The organism is Euzebya rosea (genome assembly GCF_003073135.1).
Classification (GTDB): Bacteria; Actinomycetota; Nitriliruptoria; order Euzebyales; family Euzebyaceae; genus Euzebya; species Euzebya rosea.
Window position 1 is genome coordinate 85,699 of record NZ_PGDQ01000009.1, and the last position, 18,879, is coordinate 104,577.

At 72.8% G+C, this 18,879-nt stretch carries 14 protein-coding genes and 1 tRNA gene; 7 read left to right on the forward strand and 8 right to left on the reverse strand.

The window, feature by feature from the left end; translation table 11 throughout:
- Nucleotides 1-197: 197 nt before the first annotated feature.
- The 5 genes from CUC05_RS13615 to CUC05_RS13635 form a co-directional block, all read right to left on the reverse strand.
- Nucleotides 198-271: transfer RNA gene (locus tag CUC05_RS13615), tRNA-Pro, on the reverse strand.
- Nucleotides 272-562: 291 nt separating this feature from the next.
- Nucleotides 563-1,453 carry a metallophosphoesterase gene (locus CUC05_RS13620; protein WP_108666665.1) on the reverse strand — a complete coding sequence of 297 codons (891 nt, stop codon included), beginning with the start codon at nucleotides 1,451-1,453 and terminating at the stop codon, nucleotides 563-565.
- Nucleotides 1,450-4,239, reverse strand: a complete 2,790-nt coding sequence (locus CUC05_RS13625) for a transglycosylase domain-containing protein (protein ID WP_108666666.1) — start codon at nucleotides 4,237-4,239, stop codon at nucleotides 1,450-1,452. The genes CUC05_RS13620 and CUC05_RS13625 overlap by 4 nt, the downstream gene beginning before the upstream one ends.
- Nucleotides 4,240-4,418: 179 nt before the next feature.
- Nucleotides 4,419-5,555, reverse strand: a complete 1,137-nt coding sequence (locus CUC05_RS13630) for an ArsA family ATPase (protein WP_108666667.1) — start codon at nucleotides 5,553-5,555, stop codon at nucleotides 4,419-4,421.
- On the reverse strand, nucleotides 5,552-6,523 hold the full coding sequence (locus tag CUC05_RS13635) for an ArsA family ATPase (protein WP_108666668.1): 972 nt from the start codon (nucleotides 6,521-6,523) through the stop codon (nucleotides 5,552-5,554). The genes CUC05_RS13630 and CUC05_RS13635 overlap by 4 nt, the downstream gene beginning before the upstream one ends.
- A gap of 112 nt (nucleotides 6,524-6,635) precedes the next feature.
- Between CUC05_RS13635 and CUC05_RS13640 the strand changes: the two genes are divergently transcribed.
- From CUC05_RS13640 to CUC05_RS13655, 5 genes are all read left to right on the forward strand, one after another.
- Nucleotides 6,636-8,060, forward strand: a complete 1,425-nt coding sequence (locus tag CUC05_RS13640) for an NfeD family protein (protein WP_108666669.1) — start codon at nucleotides 6,636-6,638, stop codon at nucleotides 8,058-8,060.
- A 9-nt stretch (nucleotides 8,061-8,069) separates the two neighbouring features.
- The gene (locus CUC05_RS13645; RefSeq protein WP_108666670.1) at nucleotides 8,070-10,100 is read left to right on the forward strand and encodes a sigma-70 family RNA polymerase sigma factor; all 2,031 of its coding nucleotides are present in this window, start codon (nucleotides 8,070-8,072) and stop codon (nucleotides 10,098-10,100) included.
- A gap of 208 nt (nucleotides 10,101-10,308) precedes the next feature.
- Nucleotides 10,309-10,611 (forward strand): WhiB family transcriptional regulator, encoded by a 303-nt coding sequence (locus CUC05_RS13650; RefSeq protein ID WP_240606260.1) that lies wholly within the window; start codon nucleotides 10,309-10,311, stop codon nucleotides 10,609-10,611.
- Nucleotides 10,612-10,653: 42 nt separating this feature from the next.
- A complete protein-coding gene (locus CUC05_RS24275; RefSeq protein ID WP_114476318.1) occupies nucleotides 10,654-10,809 on the forward strand; it encodes a Sp36 family protein in 156 nt (51 codons plus the stop codon).
- 3 nt (nucleotides 10,810-10,812) lie between these two features.
- Nucleotides 10,813-11,280: a RidA family protein gene (locus CUC05_RS13655; protein ID WP_108666671.1), complete on the forward strand. Its 468-nt coding sequence runs from the start codon at nucleotides 10,813-10,815 to the stop codon at nucleotides 11,278-11,280.
- 96 nt (nucleotides 11,281-11,376) lie between these two features.
- On the opposite strand, the gene selB is transcribed toward CUC05_RS13655, so the two are convergent.
- Together selB and CUC05_RS13665 are read right to left on the reverse strand one after the other, a co-directional pair.
- The gene (selB, locus tag CUC05_RS13660; protein ID WP_157965540.1) at nucleotides 11,377-13,227 is read right to left on the reverse strand and encodes a selenocysteine-specific translation elongation factor; all 1,851 of its coding nucleotides are present in this window, start codon (nucleotides 13,225-13,227) and stop codon (nucleotides 11,377-11,379) included.
- Complete coding sequence (locus tag CUC05_RS13665) at nucleotides 13,224-15,326, reverse strand: chloride channel protein (RefSeq protein ID WP_108666673.1); 2,103 nt, start codon at nucleotides 15,324-15,326, stop codon at nucleotides 13,224-13,226. The genes selB and CUC05_RS13665 overlap by 4 nt, the downstream gene beginning before the upstream one ends.
- A 197-nt stretch (nucleotides 15,327-15,523) precedes the next feature.
- On the opposite strand from CUC05_RS13665, the gene CUC05_RS13670 reads away from it, so the two are divergent.
- Entirely contained in the window at nucleotides 15,524-16,462 is a 939-nt protein-coding gene (locus CUC05_RS13670; protein ID WP_157965541.1) for a GGDEF domain-containing protein, read from the forward strand.
- A 23-nt stretch (nucleotides 16,463-16,485) separates the two neighbouring features.
- On the opposite strand, the gene selA is transcribed toward CUC05_RS13670, so the two are convergent.
- Entirely contained in the window at nucleotides 16,486-17,862 is a 1,377-nt protein-coding gene (gene selA / locus CUC05_RS13675; protein ID WP_108666675.1) for an L-seryl-tRNA(Sec) selenium transferase, read from the reverse strand.
- A 298-nt stretch (nucleotides 17,863-18,160) separates the two neighbouring features.
- Here selA and CUC05_RS24735 point away from each other — a divergent pair, with 298 nt between their 5' ends.
- Nucleotides 18,161-18,865, forward strand: coding sequence for a hypothetical protein (locus tag CUC05_RS24735; RefSeq protein ID WP_157965542.1), 705 nt, complete (start codon nucleotides 18,161-18,163; stop codon nucleotides 18,863-18,865).
- The last annotated feature ends 14 nt before the right edge of the window (nucleotides 18,866-18,879 follow it).

Here is an 18,879-nt window from a genome sequence, read left to right on the forward strand (position 1 = left end):
GTCACACGTCGGGCTCGCCCGACTGGGACGTCCGAGGCCGATAGGCCGAAGGACCACCCGAGCGAAGCGAGTGGTGCTGGCCTGGCCTGCGTGGCCCGAACGCCCCGAGCGGAGCGGGTCACACGTCGGGCTCGCCCGACTGGGACGTCCGAGGCCGATAGGCCGAAGGACCACCCGAGCGAAGCGAGTGGTCCCAGTCGGGATGCAGGGATTTGAACCCTGGACCTCCACGTCCCGAACGTGGCGCGCTGCCAAACTGCGCTACATCCCGTTGCGGCGGCACATCGGGAAACGGCCGTCGCGGGAACGAAGAGCATACCGGCCCCACCGCCGCTCGGCCAACACGGGAGGCGTCCCGTCGGCCGGGTCACTCGACGGGTCGACGAGACCGCCCCTCGATCGGCACGATCGGGGGCTCCGTCGTCCCCACACGACGTCGGGCACGATCGGCGAGTCCCCCGTCCTCCACGATCTGCGGCTTCGTCGCCCATGCGCGACGCAGGCCCCGATCGCGCCGAGCGGGAGGACGACGAACCGCCATGCACCCCGGGGGAGGAGGGGGCTAGCGGCCTACGAGGTCGAGGACGGTCAGCTCGGGGCGGCAGGCGAAGCGGACGGGGTAGTACACGGAGTGGCCCAGGCCCGCCGAGACGTGCAGGTGGAGGTCCGTGCCGATCAGCGACGTCCCCTTGGCCTGTGACGGCGGCAGGTCGGAGTTGCTGACCAGGGCGCCCCACCACGGGATGCACAGCTGGCCGCCGTGGGTGTGGCCGGCCAGCGCCAGGTCGAAGCCCGCGCGGTCGTAGCCGTGCAGCACCCGCAGATATGGCGCGTGGGTCAGGCCGAGGCGCAGCACCGGGTCCTCCACCGACCCCGCCGGGCGGATGATCGACAGGTCGTCGCGCTCGATGTGCGGGTCGTCGACGCCCGCCACCTCGACGACCCCGGCGGGGGTCTTCACCGTCGAGGTGTCGTTGCAGAGGACCTGCCAGCCGCTGTCCTCCATCCCCTTGACCAGCGCGTGGGTGTCGAGCGCCTCGCCGCGCGGCCCCTCCGACGGCTGCCACAGGTAGGCGGCCGGGTTCCCCCGCCGCGGGCCGTACCGGTCGTGCGCACCGAGCACGGCCAGCCCGGGCGCGCCGGTCACCTCGCGGAGCTGCTCGTGCAGGGCGACCACCGGGCGGATGGCGTCGGGGTGCTCGAGGTTGTCCCCGCCGCTGACCAGCAGGTCGGGCTGGACCTGCTCGGCCACCCGGCGGACGTGGTCGAGCCGGTGGCCCTGGCCGGGGGCGATGTGCAGGTCGGCGAAGAACAGGATCCGCATCCGCCCCTCACCCCGGAGGAGGGGGAGGGTCTCGTGGCGGGTGGCGTACCAGCGCCGTTCGACCCCCGCGCCCCAGGCGAGCGCGGCGGCGCCCGCCAGCGCCACCCCCTTGCCGACGGTGCCGATCACCCGTCGTCGCTCGAGTCGCCACCCGGTCGGCCCGCCGGCGCGGGTTCGGGCGGGTTCTCGCCGCCGTTGCCGCCGCCGCCCCCATCACCGCCGCCACCGCCACCGCCGCCGCCGTCGTCGGTCGGGGCGGGGTTGGGCTGGCCGGTCGGCTGCTCGGTCGGTTCGTCGGGGCCCTCGCCGGGACGACCGACGGGTTCGTCGGTCTCGCCGGGGTCGGGGGTCTCGCCGTCGGACGGCGCCCCCGTCGGGGTCGCCGAGGGGTCGGGTGTGGGGGTCTCCGACGCCGGCGGCGGGTCGTCCTCGGTCCGCTCGCGGCCGACCTCGATGATGACCTGCCCGATGTCGGGGGTGCCCGGATTGCTGTCGGGGACCGCGAGCACCAGCGACCCGCCCTCGGGACGCTGTCCGACGACGAAGCCGATCAGCTCCGGATCGTCGACCGGTACCTCGCTGACCACGACGTCGATGCCGAGGCCCTCCAGAAGGGCGATCGCCTCAGCCATGGACAGGCCCACGACGTTGGGCACCTCCGGTCGCTCACCCGTGCCGTCGGACACGCCGAGCACGATCGTCGTGCCCTTCGGGGCCTCGGACCCGCCCGGCGGGTTCTGCTCGACCACGGTCCCCGCCGGACGCCAGTCGGTGACGGTGGTGGCCTGGCCGACGTACTCCTCGGCGGCGAGGGCCGCGATGGCCTGGGACTCGGTCATCCCGATGACCGAGGGGACGACGGAGCTGGGGAACCGGGGCGGCGGCGGGAAGTCCTCGACCGGCCAGTCCATGGCGGCGATCAGCTCGCGCATGTAGTTGCCCCAGATCATCGTCGGCAGGCAGCCGCCGGTCACCCGGCCGCAGCGGTTGTCGACCATGGTCGAGGGGATCTCGTTGCCCACCCACACTGCGGTCGAGGCCTGGGGGATGAAGCCGACGAACCACGCGTCCTTCCAGTCCTGCGTCGTCCCGGTCTTGCCGGCCGCGGGACGGCCGATCTGGCCGTGGCGGCTTGCGGTGCCGTTCTCGATGGGGCCGCGCAGCAGCGACGTGGCCGCGTTGGCGATGTCGGGCTCGATCGCCTGGGTGCAGTTGTCGGTGCCGCCCTCGTAGATGACGTTGCCGTCGCGGTCGAGGATCTCGGTGATCGCGTAGGGCTCGCAGTGCAGGCCGCCGGCGGCCATGGTCCCGAAGGCGCTGGCCATGTCGAGCGGGTAGACCTCGCTGGCCCCGAGCACTGCCGCGCAGATCGGCGCGTTGGCCGGACCCGGCGGGTCGAAGAGGTCGGTGTTGACGATGCCCATGCGGGTCGCCGTGTCGGCCAGGCCCTCGGGCCCGGTGAACTCGTCGACGAGATGGGCGAAGTAGACGTTGGAGGAGATGGCCGTGGCCCGGGCCATGTTCATCGACCCGCCGCCGCCGTCGGAGTAGTTGCCCGGCCGCCAGCCCGAGTTGGCGCAGTACTTGTTCGGCACGTACGGCGAGGGGGTGTTGATGGTGTAGGTCGGCGTGACGCCTGCTTCCAGCGCCGCGACGATCTCGAAGGCCTTGAACGACGATCCCGGCTGGCGGCCGAAGGAGGACCCGACGCCCGGCACGGCGGGCAGCACCTCGGTCTGGCCGGGCCCCGACCCGAACTCCTTGGGGCCGAAGCCGATGGCGATGATCCGCCCGGTGTCCGGGTCCACCGACGTCAGGGCTGCCTGCGGCCCGTCGGGGTCCGACAGGACGTCGGTGATCGCGTTCTGGGCGATGTCCTGCATCAGCGGGTCGATCGTGGTGCGGATCGTCAGGCCGTTGTTCAGCACCGCCCGCTCGCGCGCCTCGGCGTCGACGCCCAGCTCCGGGATGTCCCGCAGCAACGTGCGGATGTAGTTGACGAAGAACGGCTCGGACGCTTCCTCGATCTCGGAGATGTTGAGCCCGAGTGTGCGGACCAGCTGCTCGTCGGTGGCGGTGTCGGGTGCGTCGACGACGAACCCGAGGGCCTCCAGCTCGGTGATGAAGCCGGCCTCGGCCATCTGGTTGATGACGATGTTGCGGCGGTCCAGGGCGTTGCGCGGGTTCGCCAGCGGGTCGTTGGCGTTGGGGGCGCGCAGCATCCCGGCGAGCATGGCGGCCTCGCCGACGTCCAGCTGCCCGATCTCCTTGGAGAAGTAGTACTCCGCCGCTGTGCCGAAGCCGTACACGCCGTTGGCGAGGTAGGCCTCGTTCATGTAGATCTCGAGGATCTCGTCCTTGGTGGCGTTCTGCTCCAGCTCGATGGCGTAGACGGCCTCGCGCAGCTTGCGCTCGATGGTCGTCTCGGCCTCACCGGTCAGGTTCTTGATCAGCTGCTGGGTGATGGTGGACGCACCGGACTCGATGTCGCCGGACCGCAGGTTGCCCAGCGCTGCACGAGAGATCGCGCGCCAGTTGACGCCGGTGTGCTCGCGGAAGGTCTGGTCCTCCGTGGCCAGGACCGCGTTCTGCACGTGGGCCGGGATCTCCTCGATGCTCACGTTGACGCGGTTCACCGACCGCAGGATCGCCAGCTCGTTGCCGTTGGCGTCCAGCACGACCGATCGTTCGTCGGCGACGTAGCCGTCGATGATGTCGCCGAGGGGCGGGAAGTCCAGCACCTCGGAGTCGACGCGGTGGGTGAAGTCCGCGACGGGCTGGACCAGCGGCGCGATGCCTGCGCCCATCGCGGTCCCCGCGCCGATGATCAGCAGCGGGACCAGGACGATCGCCAGCAGCAGGCGGAGGAGGATGTGGGGGTCGCGGGGTTCCGCGGCGGGAGTGGTGGTGGCCATGGGAGTGGGGCGACTGGGGACACGGGGTGAGGGGCGCACCGGGGTCGACCGGTCGACCGTGTCCGTCCGTACGCGAGGATACGGTGGTCCCGAGCGCCGCTCACCTGCCCGTCGCGCCCCCGGCTCGCCCGGCGGGACGATGTCCCCCGGAAGGCGTCCCCCGGAAGGCCGTGGCCGGCCTAGCCCCGGACCAGGTGCGCACCGATCGCGTCGAGGCCCTCGAGGTCGTGCACGTCCGACGGCATCTCCGGCACCTCGACCAGCGTGCGCGGATCCAGGCCGTGCAGGCCTGACTCGATGTTGCGCTGCTGGCGCGCGTGCACCTGCGCGGACCGGTCGAGCAGGCCCAGCATGCCGGCCACGGCCCGCTGGTCGTCGTCACCGGCCAGCAACCGCGTCCGGTCGTCCTCGCCGACTCGGGCGGCCAGGGCCGCGAGGTCCTCGGGCAGGGCCGGGGTCACGCGGTTGAGGACCAGGCCCGCCAGCGGCATTCCCTCCTTGGCCAGGCGCTGGACGAAGTACCGCGCCTCGCGCAGGGCGGTCGGTTCGCCGGAGGAGACGACCACGAACGCCGCGTCACCGGACGACAGCAGCTCGTGGACCAGCTGCGCACGGTTCTTGAACCCCTCGTACATGCCCTCGAAGGACTGGAAGAACTCCGCGAGGTCGTCCAGCACACCGGCACCAGTGATCCGTCCCGCCGCCTTCATGAACAGCCCGGTCCCGAAGGCCGCCATCCGCCCGATGGTCTTGGTGGCGGTCAGCCCGGGGGACAGGAACATCTTCAGGAACTTGCCGTCGAGGAAGTCCGTCAACCGCTTGGGGGCATCGAGGAAGTCCAGGGCGTTTCGGGTCGGCGGCGTGTCGACCACGATGCAGTCGTAGCGGCCGGTGGAGTGCAGGTCGAACAGCTTCTCCATCGCCATGTACTCCTGCGTACCCGCGAGCTGGCCGGAGATCTGCTGGTAGAAGCGGTTGGACTTGATGCGGGCGGCCCGTGAGGGATCGTCGGCGTGCCGGTCGATGACCTCGTCGAAGGTCCGCTTCATGTCCAGCATCATCGCGTCGAGGTTGGGGACAGCGTCGACGGCGCGCGGGGTGTTGTCGAGGGCATCGAGGCCCATCGACTGGGCCAGGCGGCGCGCCGGGTCGATGGTGACCACGATCGTGCGACGCCCCTGCCGGGCGGCGGCGACGGCAAGGGTGGCAGCGGTCGTGGTCTTGCCGACCCCGCCGGAGCCGGTGCAGACGATGATGTGGCGTTCGGCGACGACCTCGGCGAGGTCGCGTTCGCGGGCACGGTCCAGGGTCGTCACAGCCGATCCTCCAGGGTGGCGGCGATGGCGGTCACGATCTCCTCGGGGCGCGTGGCGTCGGCCACGAACGGCAGCTCCAGCGACGGCAGGTCGATCTCGTCGGCCACGCGCTGGCGCATGCGGTCGGCCAGGTCGAGGCGGCCGATGTGGGCACGCCCGGTGTCGAGCAGCTCCTCGGCGGTCGAGGTCTCGACATCGTCGACGCCCAGGTCGCCCAGCACGCGCTGCACGGTGCCTGCGTCCATGGTGGGCAGCTGCTTGAGCGCGGCCTCGTCCATGGCGGGCTGGACCGCGCGGTTGATCAGGACCGGGCCGAGGGGGACGCCCAGCTGGGTGAGGTCGCGGATCGACTCGGCCGTCTCGGTGACGGGCATCTCCTCCAGCAGCGTGGTCAGCAACACCGCGGTGCGGGACGTGTCGGTCAGCATGTCGATCACGGTCTGGGCCTGCTGGCGCACGGGGCCGACGTTGACCAGCTCGGTGGTGGCGTCGGGGGCCGCCAGGAAGTTCACGATCCGGCCGGTCGGAGGTGCGTCGAGGATGATCAGGTCGTAGGCGAACTGCCCATCGGGGCGACGCCGGCGCTCGATCTCCTTGACCTTGCCGATCAGCAGGACGTCCTTGATCCCGGGGGCGGCTTGGGTCGCGAACTCCACGGCGGGGGTCTTCGCGACCAGCTTGGTGATGCGCTGGGCCCCGTAGAACATCGACAGGTACTCCGTCAGCGACGCCTCGGGGTCGATCGACAGCCCGTACAGGTTGGGACGGAACTCGCGTTCCTCGAAGTCCCATGGTGCGGTGGAGAAGATGGAGGAGAAGGCCTGGCGCCCCTCCACCTCGACCAAGCAGGTACGGCGTCCCAGGCGCGAGCCAGCGAGGGCCAGCGACGCAGCGAGGGTCGACTTGCCGACGCCCCCCTTGCCGGTGACCAGCAGCAGGCGGCGCGACAACAGCTGTGAGGCGTCCACGGGGTCACTATTACCCCGATCACCCGAGGCTGCACATCCCCCTCCACGACCGCCGACGCCGCGAACGGCCCCCGTTGGGGCCGTCGTGGGTCGACCGCCTACACTCTCCGGGATGGCCCTTCACCGAATCGCGGGCGGAGTGCTGCTGCTTGTCGGCCTTCTCGCCGCGCTGGCCGCCCCCGCGAGCGCCCAAGCCCAACCCTCTTCCACCGTCGACGTCGTCGAGGCGGTGGGCGTGCTCGACGGTCCGCTGACCGACTTCGTGATCGGCACGATCGAGCAAGCGAACCTCGACGCCGCACAGGCCGTCGTCGTCCGCCTGGACACCGACGGGGCCCTCGGCGGTGACATCGACCGGCTGGTCGACACCATCGAGTCCTCCGACGTGCCCGTCGTGGTCTACGTCGGTACTGCGGGTGCCCGTGCCACGGGTGCGGGCGTGCGCGTCGCCGCAGCTGCCCACGTCCTGGCGCTCGCCCCGACCAGCATCTACGGCGCGGCCCACCCGGCCGACCTGGGGGACCCCGGGGCGCTGACGGTCGGCGAGGTCGCCGCGGACCTCGAGGTCCTCGCCGACGCGCGCGGTCGCGACGCCGGGTTCCTCGTGGACGCCGCCGAGAGCGGTGCCGCCGTGATCGCGGTCCCCGACGGCGAGACCGGCGCCCCGATCGCCGACGGGACCGAACTGCCCGAGGGCACCGACCCCGCGGTCGTGCGCACGCTGGACGAGTCAGCGCTGGTCGAGACCGGCATCGCCGACATCGTCGCCCCGACCATCCAGCAGGTCCTGGCGGCGCTCGGTGGGCTGGAGGTCACCACCGCCGCCGGTGACGTCGTGCTCGACGTCGACCCCGTGACCGCCAACGTGCGGTTCGTGAACCTCGACCTGGTGCAGCGCATCCTCCACACCGCGTCGAGCCCCACGCTGGCCTACCTGCTGCTGCTGGCCGGTGCGCTGACCCTCTTCTTCGAGGTGTTCCAGCCGGGCTTCGGCGTGTCCGGGTTCTCCGCGATCGGTGTCCTCGCGCTGGGCGTCTACTCCGTCGCCGTCCTGCCCATCCACCCGTTGTGGGCGGTGGTCGCCGTCGTCGGACTCCTGCTGCTCGCCTACGACCTGGCGATCGCCGGGCTGTCGTGGCCGAGCGCCGTCGGCACCCTCGCGCTGGGTGCCGGATCGATCAGGATGTGGGCGATCCCGCAGCTGGCACCGCCGACCTGGCTGATCGTCGTCGGCACCATCTCCGCAGCCGTCTTCTTCATCATGATGATGACCTCGGTCCTCAGGGCGCAGGGCAACCAGGCGCTGCTCGGGGCGAAGGCCGTGGAGGGCAAGGTCGGCATCGTCCGCTCGGCGCTGGGCCCCGAGGGCCACATCTTCGTCGGTGGTGCGCTGTGGCGCGCCCGTGCGCCGCAGGGTGCCGGCAAGGTCCGGACCGGGACCAAGGTGCGGGTGCTCGGGCTGAACGACAGCCTCACGCTCGACGTCGAGATCGTCGACGACTCCAGCACCGCCGGCACCACGACCACGAAGGTGTGACGGCAGGTCGTGGCGTCGACCCACGAGGGCGGACCGGTGGTGCCCGGACCGCCCGATGCGACTGACCCGACACCGCCGCCGGTCCCGCCACCATCCCCGACGGCAGGCGCCCTGCAGGTCTACGACCGGCATGCCGACCGGCTGTACGACTTCGTGGTGGCCGTCACCCGGGACCCCGGTGCGGCCGCCGAGCTGGTCCGCGACGTCGTCGTCGCCGCCCGTGCGCCCGGGCATCCGTCGGACCCGCAGGAGCTGCGGATGTGGCTGTACGCCACGATCCGCGGCGAGGCCTTCGACTGGTTGGCGGCACGCGGCCGGCTGAGCCCGGAGGACCGCGTCGTCGAGCTGCCGCACATCCGCGAGGACCACACGACCGGCGACCTGGGCGCCGTGGTGTGGGAGGCGCTCGCGGCCTGCAGCGAGCGGGACCAGGCGCTCATGACCCTCCACCTCCGCCACGGCCTGACCGGCGCCGACCTGGCCGGCGCGATGGGGTTGTCGGAAGCGGCGTCGGACCGGCTGCTCGACCGGGCGCTGGAACGCGCACACGAGGAGGTGGGCGCGCTGCTCTCCCTGCTCGGCGTGGGCCCCTCGTGGCCCGGGCTCGCGCAGCTCCAGGAGGAATGGGACGGCACCTACTCGCCGTGGGTGCGCCGCATCGTGACCGCGCAGCAGCACGCGCAGGCCAGCGCCGGTGCCGTCCCGATGCCGCCCGGGGCCCCCGACCCGCTGCAGCTGCTGCAGGCCGTGCCGTTGGTTCCCGCCCCGCCACAGCTGCGCGACGCCGTCCGGACGCGCCTCGAGGCGGTCGACGCCCTCGCGATGCCCGCCCCCGTGGCCGATCCCGACGACCTGGACGACACCATCCCGCCCGAGGCGGCGATCCCGCTGGTCACGCGCGACGACGATCCCACCATTCCCCCGGAGCGGGCGATCGCCTGGACGTCACCGGACGACGACGCCACGATCCCACCCGAACACGCCATCCCCCTGCCCCCGGCCCCCGCCCCGGTCGGTGAGGCGACCGGCCGGGCCACCGATCACCGCGGGCCCGTCCCGATCGCGCCAGCAGCGGATGTCGCCACCCCCGTGGGCGACACGCGGCCGCACCGCCGGGTGCCGTTGGTCCTGAGCGTCGCGCTCGGCGCGGCCATCGCCCTCGTCGTGGCCGGCATCCTGGCCCGCGCCCTGTTCGGGGACGAGGTCGACGAACCCGTCGCCCTGACCACCGAGTCGGTGCCCGCGCTGCCCGACCGGTCCAACCCGCCGGCGATCGCCTCCGCCGGCTCGGCGCGGACGCCGACCCCCTCGATCACCGACGGGACGTCGGGTGCCGTCGCTGCGGCGTCCGACGGGGTGCCGACCGTGCCGGAGGCGGCTGACGCCGAACCCTCCGCGGACACCACCGTCGCCGCCGACCGTGGCGAGCTGCTGGTCCCGGCAGACCCCGTCGTCGTCTCCGAGGGCGGGGGCACCGCCCAGCTCGGCAACGGCGGTGCCGCACCGCTGGAGTGGCAGCTGACCAGCCGGCCGGAGTGGGCCGAGGTCGTGCCCGATCGCGGCACCATCGGACCCGGCTCGACGGTGCAGGTCGTCGTCACCAGGGTCGCGGACATGCCCGAGGGCGACCACGAGGGTGTCCTTCGCATCGAGACGGCGGTGGGCACCGTCCGCGAGGTCAGCCTCACCACGGCCGTGGACCGGCCACCGGAGCTGCAGGAGGTCCAGTTCGGCACCCGGCTGCTGATCCAGCAGGGCTGCGGGCTGGACTCCTCCGAGGTCGCGGTGACCGTACGGGACGAGTCGGGCATCGACCGGGTCGTGCTGACCGTCGACGGCCCGGGCGCAGGCCGGCAGTCCCAGGTCGAGCTGCGGCCCGACCCCACCAGTCCCGGGCAGTTCGTGGGTGTCGTCGGCCCCTTCGACACCCCCGGGACCGCCGCCGTGACCGTGACCGCGGCGGACACGCGCGGCAACGAAGCGATGGCCGACGGCGGCATGCTGACCGTCGCTCCGTGTCCCGGCGGGTCCGCGCCGTAGGCGGATCACCCGCGAGTCGCCGTGGGCGCCGACGGTCGGTCGTGAGCAGGCTGCACAGCGTGAGCTACGACTGCGGAGAGGGATGGGCCGGTCACTTCGGGTCATTCGGAGCTAGTCACTCGTGATAGGTCGAGATTGGGCCTTCCGCTGTGCGGCCAGCGCGCATAGGCTCCCGACACTGTCCAGTTGACCAACCACCCGCTACAGCATGGAGTCCGCCCACATGGCCACCCTGCCGTTGCTGACTTCGGCCCCCAGCACCTCGTGGCAAGCCCACGGACTGTGCCGCAGTGTCGACGCCGGTGTTTTCTTCCCCCCAGCCCAGTTCGAGCACAAGCCAGAACGCGAGGCCCGCGAGAAGCGCGCCAAGGCGATCTGCAACGAGTGCCCCGTCCGTGGGGAGTGCCTGGAGTGGGCGCTGTCCACGAAGGAACCGCACGGGGTCTGGGGTGGGTACGCCGAGGGCGAGCGCAAGCAGATCCTCCAGGGCAAGGTCAAGATCAGCGCCTGATCGGGTTGGGCAGCGGGCCGCCCGGCAGGTAGCGTGCGCGCCATGACGAAGTGGGAGTATTTCACCGCACCCCTCCTGGACCACGCGTTGCAGGAGATCCTGAACAACTTCGGCGACGAGGGCTGGGAGCTCGTGACCGTCGTGGCGTTCAGCCCGCAGCAGCAGGTCGCGTACTTCAAGCGACCGAAGGCGGACTGACCGGTGGGCGCGGTCGACGACCGCCTGGCGGCTGCCGGGATCGAGCTGCCCGAGGCGCCACCTCCCGCCGCGGCCTACGTGCCGTGGACGCGGACCGGCAACCTCGTGTTCACCGCTGGCCAGATCCCGGTGAAGGACGGCAGCCCCGTCAGCACCGGCAAGGTCGGTGCCGAGGTCTCGCTCGAGGAGGGGCAGGCGGCCGCTCGCCAGTGCGCGATCAACGTCCTGGCCCAGCTGAGGGCCGCGGCCGACGGCGACCTGGACCGGATCCAGCGGATCGTCAAGATCACCGTCTTCGTGGCCAGCGCGCCCGACTTCGCCCAGCAGCACCTGGTCGCCAACGGCGCCTCCGAGCTGCTCGGCGACATCCTCGGCGACGAGGTCGGCCGGCACGCCCGGTCGGCGGTGGGCACGGCGGTGCTGCCACTGGACGTCCCGGTGGAGGTTGAGGCGATAGCCGAACTCAGCTGAAACGGGCGATCGCCGAACTCAGCTGAAACGGGCGATAGCCGAACTCAGCTGAAACGGGCGATAGCCGAACTCAGCTGAAACGGGCGATAGCCGAACTCAGGCGATCTGCCGCAGGTCGCCGTCGCGGGTCGTGACCCCGGTGGTGTCCAGCAGCTCAAGCAGCGGCAGGGCGAACCGACGGGTGGTCCCGAGGGCCTCCCGTGCCTGCGACGCAGTGAACGGTCCGTGGTCGCCCTGAAGGGTCGACAGGGTCGCGATCGCCCGCTCCAGTGCCCCGGCCGTCACCGCGGCGTCGAGCCCCGGCAGGTCCACGAGCTGACCAGTCGACCGCAGGACCGTCAGCAGGTCGTCGTCGGCCCCCACGTCCTCGGCGACCTCGGCAAGCGGAGCGGGGCTGACCCCCTCGGCGTCCAGCCGCTCCAGCAGCGCCACCCGAGCGGCCTGCTGGGCCACCGTCAGCCGGGGTTCGTGCCCGGGTGCGGCCACCCCGCCGGGCACGCTGACCAGCCGGTCCCGCTCGACCAGAAGGGCGACGAGCGGTCGGATGACCTCGGCCGGGCATCCGGCCTCGCGCAGGCGTCGGCGAGGGATCTCCGGGTCGACCGCGGGCAGGGCCGGCCGTCGCTGGTGGAACGACACCACGGCGCTGACCGCCAGGCCGCCCCACAGGGCGAACTCCTCCTCGTGCACCAGGTGGTCACCGACCACGACCGCGTCGCTGTCGGCGATGGCGCCCGGCCCGGCGTTGGCGTCGGCGAGGACCGCTGCGGTCGGCGCGGCCCGACGGGCCTCGACCAGCAGGCGAACCCGCTCCGCAGGGGCGGCCACCGACCCTGCACCCACCAGCCGCTCGGCACGGGAGCGACGGGTCGTCGCCCCCCTGACCCGCGGGCCGGGTGCGGGATCGAGGATCGTCCCGCCGCCGGCGGTCACCCCCCGGCCCGACTCACGCAGGACCACCCGGTCGCCCACGGCGAGCGGCAGCGCCCGGTCCATCTCCAGCCGGACCGCCCCGACGTCCACGAGGTCCTGACCGGCAACCGGGTGCACGTGCACGCCCACCGCCGCCGTGCCGACGTGGGCCGTCCATGCGCCCCGTCGCCCGACGACCTGCCCCTCGACCGGGGTCAGCACGGCCTCGACCACCTCGGTGGTTCGCCAGCCACCGCCCACCACGGCGTCGCCGCGACCCACCTCGTCGGCGTCGACGCCGGAGAGGTTCATCGCCACCCGCCAGCCGGGCCGGACCTCCTCGACGTCCTGCTCCAGCGCCTGCAGCCCCCGCACCCGTACCTCGCGGTCCAGGGGCAGCACCTGCAGCCGGTCGCCGACCGCGACGCTGCCGCCCTGGAGGGTGCCGGTGACCACGGTGCCGGCGCCGCGAATGCTGAACGCCCGGTCGAGCCACATGCGCGGCCGCCCGTCGTCGGGTACGGCGGGGGCGCCCTCGAGCATGGCGGCCAGGGCAGCGCGGAGCTCGTCCAGGCCGAGACCGGTCGTGCTGGACACGGGCACGATCGGGGCGGCCGCCAGCGCGGTCCTCCGGAGCTGGTCGGCCAGCAGCTCGGCGGCGATCCAGGCCGTCTCCTCGTCGACCAGGTCGACGCGGGTGAGCGCGACCACCGCGTCGGTGGTCCCGAGCAGCTCGAGGATGGCCAGGTGCTCCGCGGACTGCGGCATCCAGCCCTCGTCGGCGGCCACGACGAACAGCGCGGTGCGGACCGGGCCGGCGCCCGCCAGCATCGTGGGCACGAACCGCTCGTGGCCGGGCAGGTCGACGAAGGCGACCTCGCCGACGTCCGGCAGCGTCGTCCAGGCGAACCCCAGGTCGATGGTCAGCCCGCGGCGCTTCTCCTCCGCCAGCCGGTCGGGATCGCGGCCGGTCAGGGCGGTCACGAGCGTCGACTTGCCGTGGTCGACGTGCCCGGCGGTGCAGACGACCCTCACGCGCTGTCCTCGGGCACCGTCGCGGGGTCGGCGAGGATGGCCCGGACGTCCTCGATGGACTCCGACGCCGTGAGGAATACCACCTCGTCGCCGGCGTGCAGGCGGGTCGTGCCCGACGGGGTCAGCGCCTCGCCGCCCCGCCGGATCCCGGTGACCAGGGTGCGCTCGGGCCACTCGATGTGCTGGATCTGGCGACCGTCGGCCAGCGAGGCCGGGGCGACCACGACCTCGGCGAACCGCGTGTCGGCGAGCTCGCGCAGCCGCGAGCGGTCCTTGCGCTGCTGCACGCCCATGCTGCGGGTGATCGCCCGTTGGTAGGCCTGCACGAGGTCGCTGCGGCGAATGAGGCCGACGAGCTTGCCCCTGTCGTCGGCGGCGACCACGGGAACGCGGCCGACGTTGAGCGCGGCCATGCGTCGCACGGCGCGGAAGACCGGGTCGTCGGGGGTCACGGTGGACACCGTCGTGGTGGCGATGTCGCCGACGGTCAGGTTCCCCGGATCGGCGTCGCCAAGCCGGGCATCGACGTCGGCGCGGGTCACGATCCCCGCCAGCCGCCCCTCGGCATCCACGACCGGGTAGCCGTGGTGGCCGGTGGCGACGAAGCGTTCGGCCAGGTCCACCACCGACAGGTCGGCGGTCACCGTCTCGGGATCAACGGTCATGACCTCGCCCACCGAGACGGTCTGCATGACGTCGATGTCGTCGGGTTCGGCGTAGACCACACCGTCGCGGCGCAGCTGCCGGGTGTAGACCGACCCCTCCCACAGGCGATCGGCGAGGAAGGTCGACAGGCCCGTGGCCAGCATCAGGGGCAGGACGAGCCCGTAGTCGCTGGTCAGCTCGAACACGATGAGGATCCCCGTCAACGGGGCCTTGCCCGAGGCACCGAACGCCGCAGCCATGCCGACCAGCGCGTAGGCGCCCGGCTCGATGCCGGTGCCGGGAAGCACGACGGTGGCGACGTGTCCGAGCGCCCCGCCCAGGCTGGCGCCGATGAACAGCGTGGGTGCGAGCTCCCCGACGGGATGGCCGCTGGCGATGGAGCTGTTGGCGGCGAGGATCTTGCCGACCATCAGCACGAGCAGGAACCCGGCGGCCGCGAGTCCCGTCCCCGGCCCGCCCTCGATGAAGGAGCGGACGGGGTCGGTCCCCACCGCGGGTGACAGCAGCGGCAACGGGGGGTTGTCGTGGCCGGTCCCCAGCACCTCGGGCAGGCCCAGTGCAAGGACGCCGACCATCAGCCCGCCGATGGCCGGCTGGGTCCAGTCGGGCAGCGGGCTGCTCGTGAACCGGCGCTTCATCGCCTCCTCGGTCGCCATCGAGGTCCGGGCAACCAGGACGGCGAGGACACCGAGCGCGGCGTAGAGCATCAGCTCGCGTGGGTCCTCCAGGACGTAGTCGCGTTCGACGGCGTAGATCAGCTCGCCGCCGAGCAGCTGCCGGCTGATGACGGAGGACAGGACGGCGGCGATGACCACGACCTGCAACGAGCGGACCTTGAACCCGCCGATGATCACCTCCATCGCGAAGAGCATCCCGCCGATCGGCGCGTTGAAGGATGCAGCGATGCCGCTGGCGGCGCCGGCGGCGATCAGCGACCGGCTGCGTTCCTCGTCCAGCGCCAGCCACCGACCGCAGGCCGATCCGACCATCGAGCCGAGCAGCACCATGGGGCCCTCGCGCCCACCAGCCGCACCGGTTCCGATCGACACCACGGTGCCGACCCCCTTGACCAGCGTGCGCAGCACCGGGATGTGGCCGGCGTGGATCGCGATGGCTCGCATGGTCGCGGTGACCCCGGAGTCGTGGCTCTGGGACCCGCTGAGGACACGCAGTCCGCCGACGACGAATCCGCCCAGCACCGGCACGGCGATGACCTGCCAGCGGACGGGGCTGGGGCCCCAGACGAAGCCCTTGACCAGGACGATCAGGGTGACCAGCAGGACGGCCAGCAGGCCGGTACCGATGCCGACGGCCGCCGCGATCGCGAGCATGGCCCCGTCGTTGCGGCTGCGGTCGAGCACCGACGTGCGCAGGGCTGTACGACCCGCCTTGGTCAGCGGGTTCCGTTCGCGCAGGGTCGTGACCGCACGCATCAGGTGGTGTCCAGGGCTGGTCCGGTGGAATGACGGGCTAGTTGCAGAAGGTAGGGCGAATACCACCCGTTGTGGTCATGTGGTCCGGGTGGTGGACCTGTCAACGTACCCGGTGGAGACCCATGGCCGGGAGCCGCGACCGACGCGGTCCATCGCCCCGAACGGGCACGGTCGAGCACCCACTGGAGGCGATCGTGATGACGGAGTCCACCGCCCGTCTGCTGCTCGTCGCGGCCGACGCCGAGGCGCAGCGGCGGTTCCACGAGCTCTCCGGGGACGCCGGCGGCCCGACGTGGGAGATCGTCGTCGTCGACGACACCGACGTCGCCAGCCGGCGGCTCGACACCGCGTCCTTCGACGCCGTGGTGCTGCCGGCGGCCATCGCCGACGCGAGGTGCCTGGCCCGGATCCGTCGAGCCGGCAGCGACGCCGCGGTCGTGGTGCTTCGCGAGGACGTCGCCGACGACGTGCCCCTGGACCCCCAGGACGTCGGCATCCAGAGCACCCTGGACCTGTGGACCCTCGACGCCCGGACCCTGGCGCTCACCGTCCAGCTGGCCATCGAACGCCACCGCCTGACGCTGGAGCAGGCACGCACACGTCGTCAGGCCGAGCAGCTGGCCGCGGTGGCCTCCTCGCGGGACCCCCTGACGGGCCTTCCGGTGGGTGAACCGCTGCTGCAGGCTGCCGACAGGGTGCTGGCCGACGCGATCAGGTTCGGTCGGCCGCTGACCGTGGGACTGCTGGAGGTGCACGGCCTGGACGGGGTGCGTGGGGCCCATGGTGACGGGGTGGGTGACGGCGTGATGATTCACGTGACCGGCCTGCTGGTCGCCTGCCTGCGAACCAGCGACCTGCTGGGGCGGCTCGGGGGAGACCAGCTGCTGGTCGCCATGCCCGGCACCGACGCCACGTCGGCCATGCACGCGGCACGACGGATCCAGGACGCCCTGCAGGCCCGACCCTGCACGGTCGGCGAGGTCGTCCGCTCTCTCGAGGTCACCGTCGGCCTGGCCGCCCTGTCGGGGCTGATGGCCGTCGACGAGCTGGTCTTCCGGGCCGACGCCGCCCTGGCGACGGCGCGGACCAAGGGGCCGTCCGGCCTGCACCTGATGCCCGAGCCCGCGGTCCACTGACGCGGCCGGGGGGCTGACGCCCCTCACTCGCGATGCCCGGCGTCGGGGCCCGGCACCGGGGCGCCCTGCAGTGCCGCGCGGAGCGCGTCGGTCACGAGGGCATCATCGGCAGGCGTCACGGTGCGCAGGTCGACCACGACGGCACCGTCGGCAACCCGCACGATCACGGGCGGGTCGGCGTGGCGCATCGCCTCGGCGATGCGGAGCGGATGGTCGAGCGCCACGCGCAGCACTGGGCTGGTGACCCCGACGCCGGGGGCCGAGCCACCTCCCACCATCGTTGTGCCCTCGACCACGGTCCCGCCCACCCGGTCGCGGAGGGCGTCCACGCGGGCGCCGAGCTCGGCATGGTCCACGGCGAGCAGGGCATCGACGGTGCCGCCCGCTCCCCGCCGGTGGGCGTCGAGGGTCGCGACCAGCGCGGCGAGCCGCAGCTTGTCCAGGCGCAGCGCCCGCGCCAGCGGATGGCGGCGGCACCGCTGGACGAGGTCGGCCCGGCCGACGATCAGCCCCGCCTGCGGTCCGCCGAGCAGCTTGTCACCGCTGGCCAGGACGAGGTCGGCCCCGTCGTCGATGGCCGCACGCATGGAGGGTTCGTCCGCCATCGCCGGATGGTCGACGGGGGCCAGCAGGCCCGACCCGGCGTCGTGCACCAGCGGGATGCCGCGGTCGCGTGCGACATCGGCGACCTCCGCCAGCCGCGGCTGGGTGACGAAGCCGTCCTGGGTGAAGTTGGAGGGATGCACCGTCAGCAACGCCGCCACGTCGTCGCCCTCACGGTAGTCCTCGGCGCGCGTCCGGTTGGTGGTGCCGACCTCGAGCAGCCGTGCCCCCGAGGACGCCATCACGTCGGGCAGGCGGAACGACCCGCCGATCTCCACGAGGTGGCCTCGGCTGACGACGACCTCGCGGCCCGACGCCAGGGCGGCGAGGACCAGGACGAGGGCGGCGGCGCAGTTGTTGACGACCATGGCGTCGGCGGCCCCGGTCAGCTCGGCCAGCAGGCCGTCGACGTGCGCGCCCCGGGAGCCACGCCGGCCCGTGTCCAGGTCGTACTCCAGGTCGCAGTACCCCGCGACGTCGACCATCGCCGCGACCGCGGTGGGGGACAGGGGTGCACGGCCGAGGTTGGTGTGCACGACCACCCCCGCGGCGTTGACGACCCGTCGCGGCCCGGGGCGGGGTGCGGTGTCCAGGGCGTCGGCTGCGCGGCCGAGGATCGTGGCGGCGTCATCGGCGGGTCGTCCCTCGGCGATCCCGGCGCGGCTGCGGTCCATCTCGGCGCGCAGCCGCTCGACCACGGGTGTGCGGCCGTGCCGCTCGATCAGCGCCGCCGCGGCGGTCAGCAGGTCGTCCATCCGTGGCAGGTCGGCGTAGGGGTTGGCTGACGCGTGTGCCATGGCGCCGGCCAGCCTCGCACACCTGCCCCCGTCGGCACGATCGGGCGCGCTGCTGGTTGGTCCTCGCTTCGCTCGTCGGGTCCTCGGGCTCGTGACCGACGATCCGCTCCGCCGATTCTCGCCTCTCGCAAGCTCGTGGCTGCGAGTCTTGCTCACGGAGCGTCGGCGCCCTGCGGCGGTGCGTGGGCACCTCGGTGCGTTCGGCACACGACCGGCGTCCCGTTCGGCGCCCGCAGGAATCGGTGCAGGAATCGGTGTGCCTGCGTCGACTGGGATGAGGGCCTGCGACACTGGCCGGGTGACGGAGCGGACGTGGGTGCTGGTCGCCGAACGGTGGCTCGAGGACGGCAGGGCCGACCTCGTGTTCCGGGCGCTGCCGGGGCGCCGGCCGCGGGTTCGGTACCACGTGGGGGAGGAGGGGCCGGTCGCCGCCGTCGTCGAGGGCAGCCTCGAGGACGCCGTCGACGGTGTCGCCCAGGCCGAGCGGCCGTTGTCTGCCGATGTCGACGACGGCGACGTGCTCGTCGTGTCGGGGGTCGGCCCCAGGACCGACCCCGAGCTGCCGACCACACCGGGCAGCGACGCGCTGGCGCGACTCCAGCGGGGCCACGAGGCGGTATGGGACCGCACGACCGTCGACCCGCAGGTCCGGGGCCTGCTCGAGGCCGCCCTGTCCAGCGGCGACGGCGTCGTCGTGCCGTGCATCGGACGGCACGTCCGTCGGATCGTGGTCACCGACGACAACCGGCTGCTGGTCCTGACCGAGCTGGCCGACCAGCCACGCGGCCAGCAGGTCCGTGGCGACGAGCTGTCCACCGTCGGCGCGGCGTTGTGGCTGACGCCCCGGGAGACCACCGACTCGCGCATCACCGTCTACCCCGAGGCGTCGGTCCGCGCCGCCTACGAGGACGGTCGCTGGATGGTGCGGGCCGACCATCCCGAGCAGCGGGTCACCCTCTCCCTCGCCCTGGACTTCCCCGCCGAACGCTTCCGCGACGCCTGAGGAACCCAATTCGT

What these genes read in the sequence shown, in the direction of transcription:
- CUC05_RS13625 (WP_108666666.1), bottom strand. Translation starts at nt 4,239, where the DNA reads ATGGCCACCACCACTCCCGCCGCGGAACCCCGCGACCCCCACATCCTC.
- CUC05_RS13640 (WP_108666669.1), top strand. Translation starts at nt 6,636, where the DNA reads ATGGCCCTTCACCGAATCGCGGGCGGAGTGCTGCTGCTTGTCGGCCTT.
- CUC05_RS13650 (WP_240606260.1), top strand. Translation starts at nt 10,309, where the DNA reads ATGGAGTCCGCCCACATGGCCACCCTGCCGTTGCTGACTTCGGCCCCC.
- CUC05_RS24275 (WP_114476318.1), top strand. Translation starts at nt 10,654, where the DNA reads ATGACGAAGTGGGAGTATTTCACCGCACCCCTCCTGGACCACGCGTTG.
- CUC05_RS13665 (WP_108666673.1), bottom strand. Translation starts at nt 15,326, where the DNA reads ATGCGTGCGGTCACGACCCTGCGCGAACGGAACCCGCTGACCAAGGCG.
- CUC05_RS13670 (WP_157965541.1), top strand. Translation starts at nt 15,524, where the DNA reads ATGACGGAGTCCACCGCCCGTCTGCTGCTCGTCGCGGCCGACGCCGAG.
- selA (WP_108666675.1), bottom strand. Translation starts at nt 17,862, where the DNA reads ATGGCACACGCGTCAGCCAACCCCTACGCCGACCTGCCACGGATGGAC.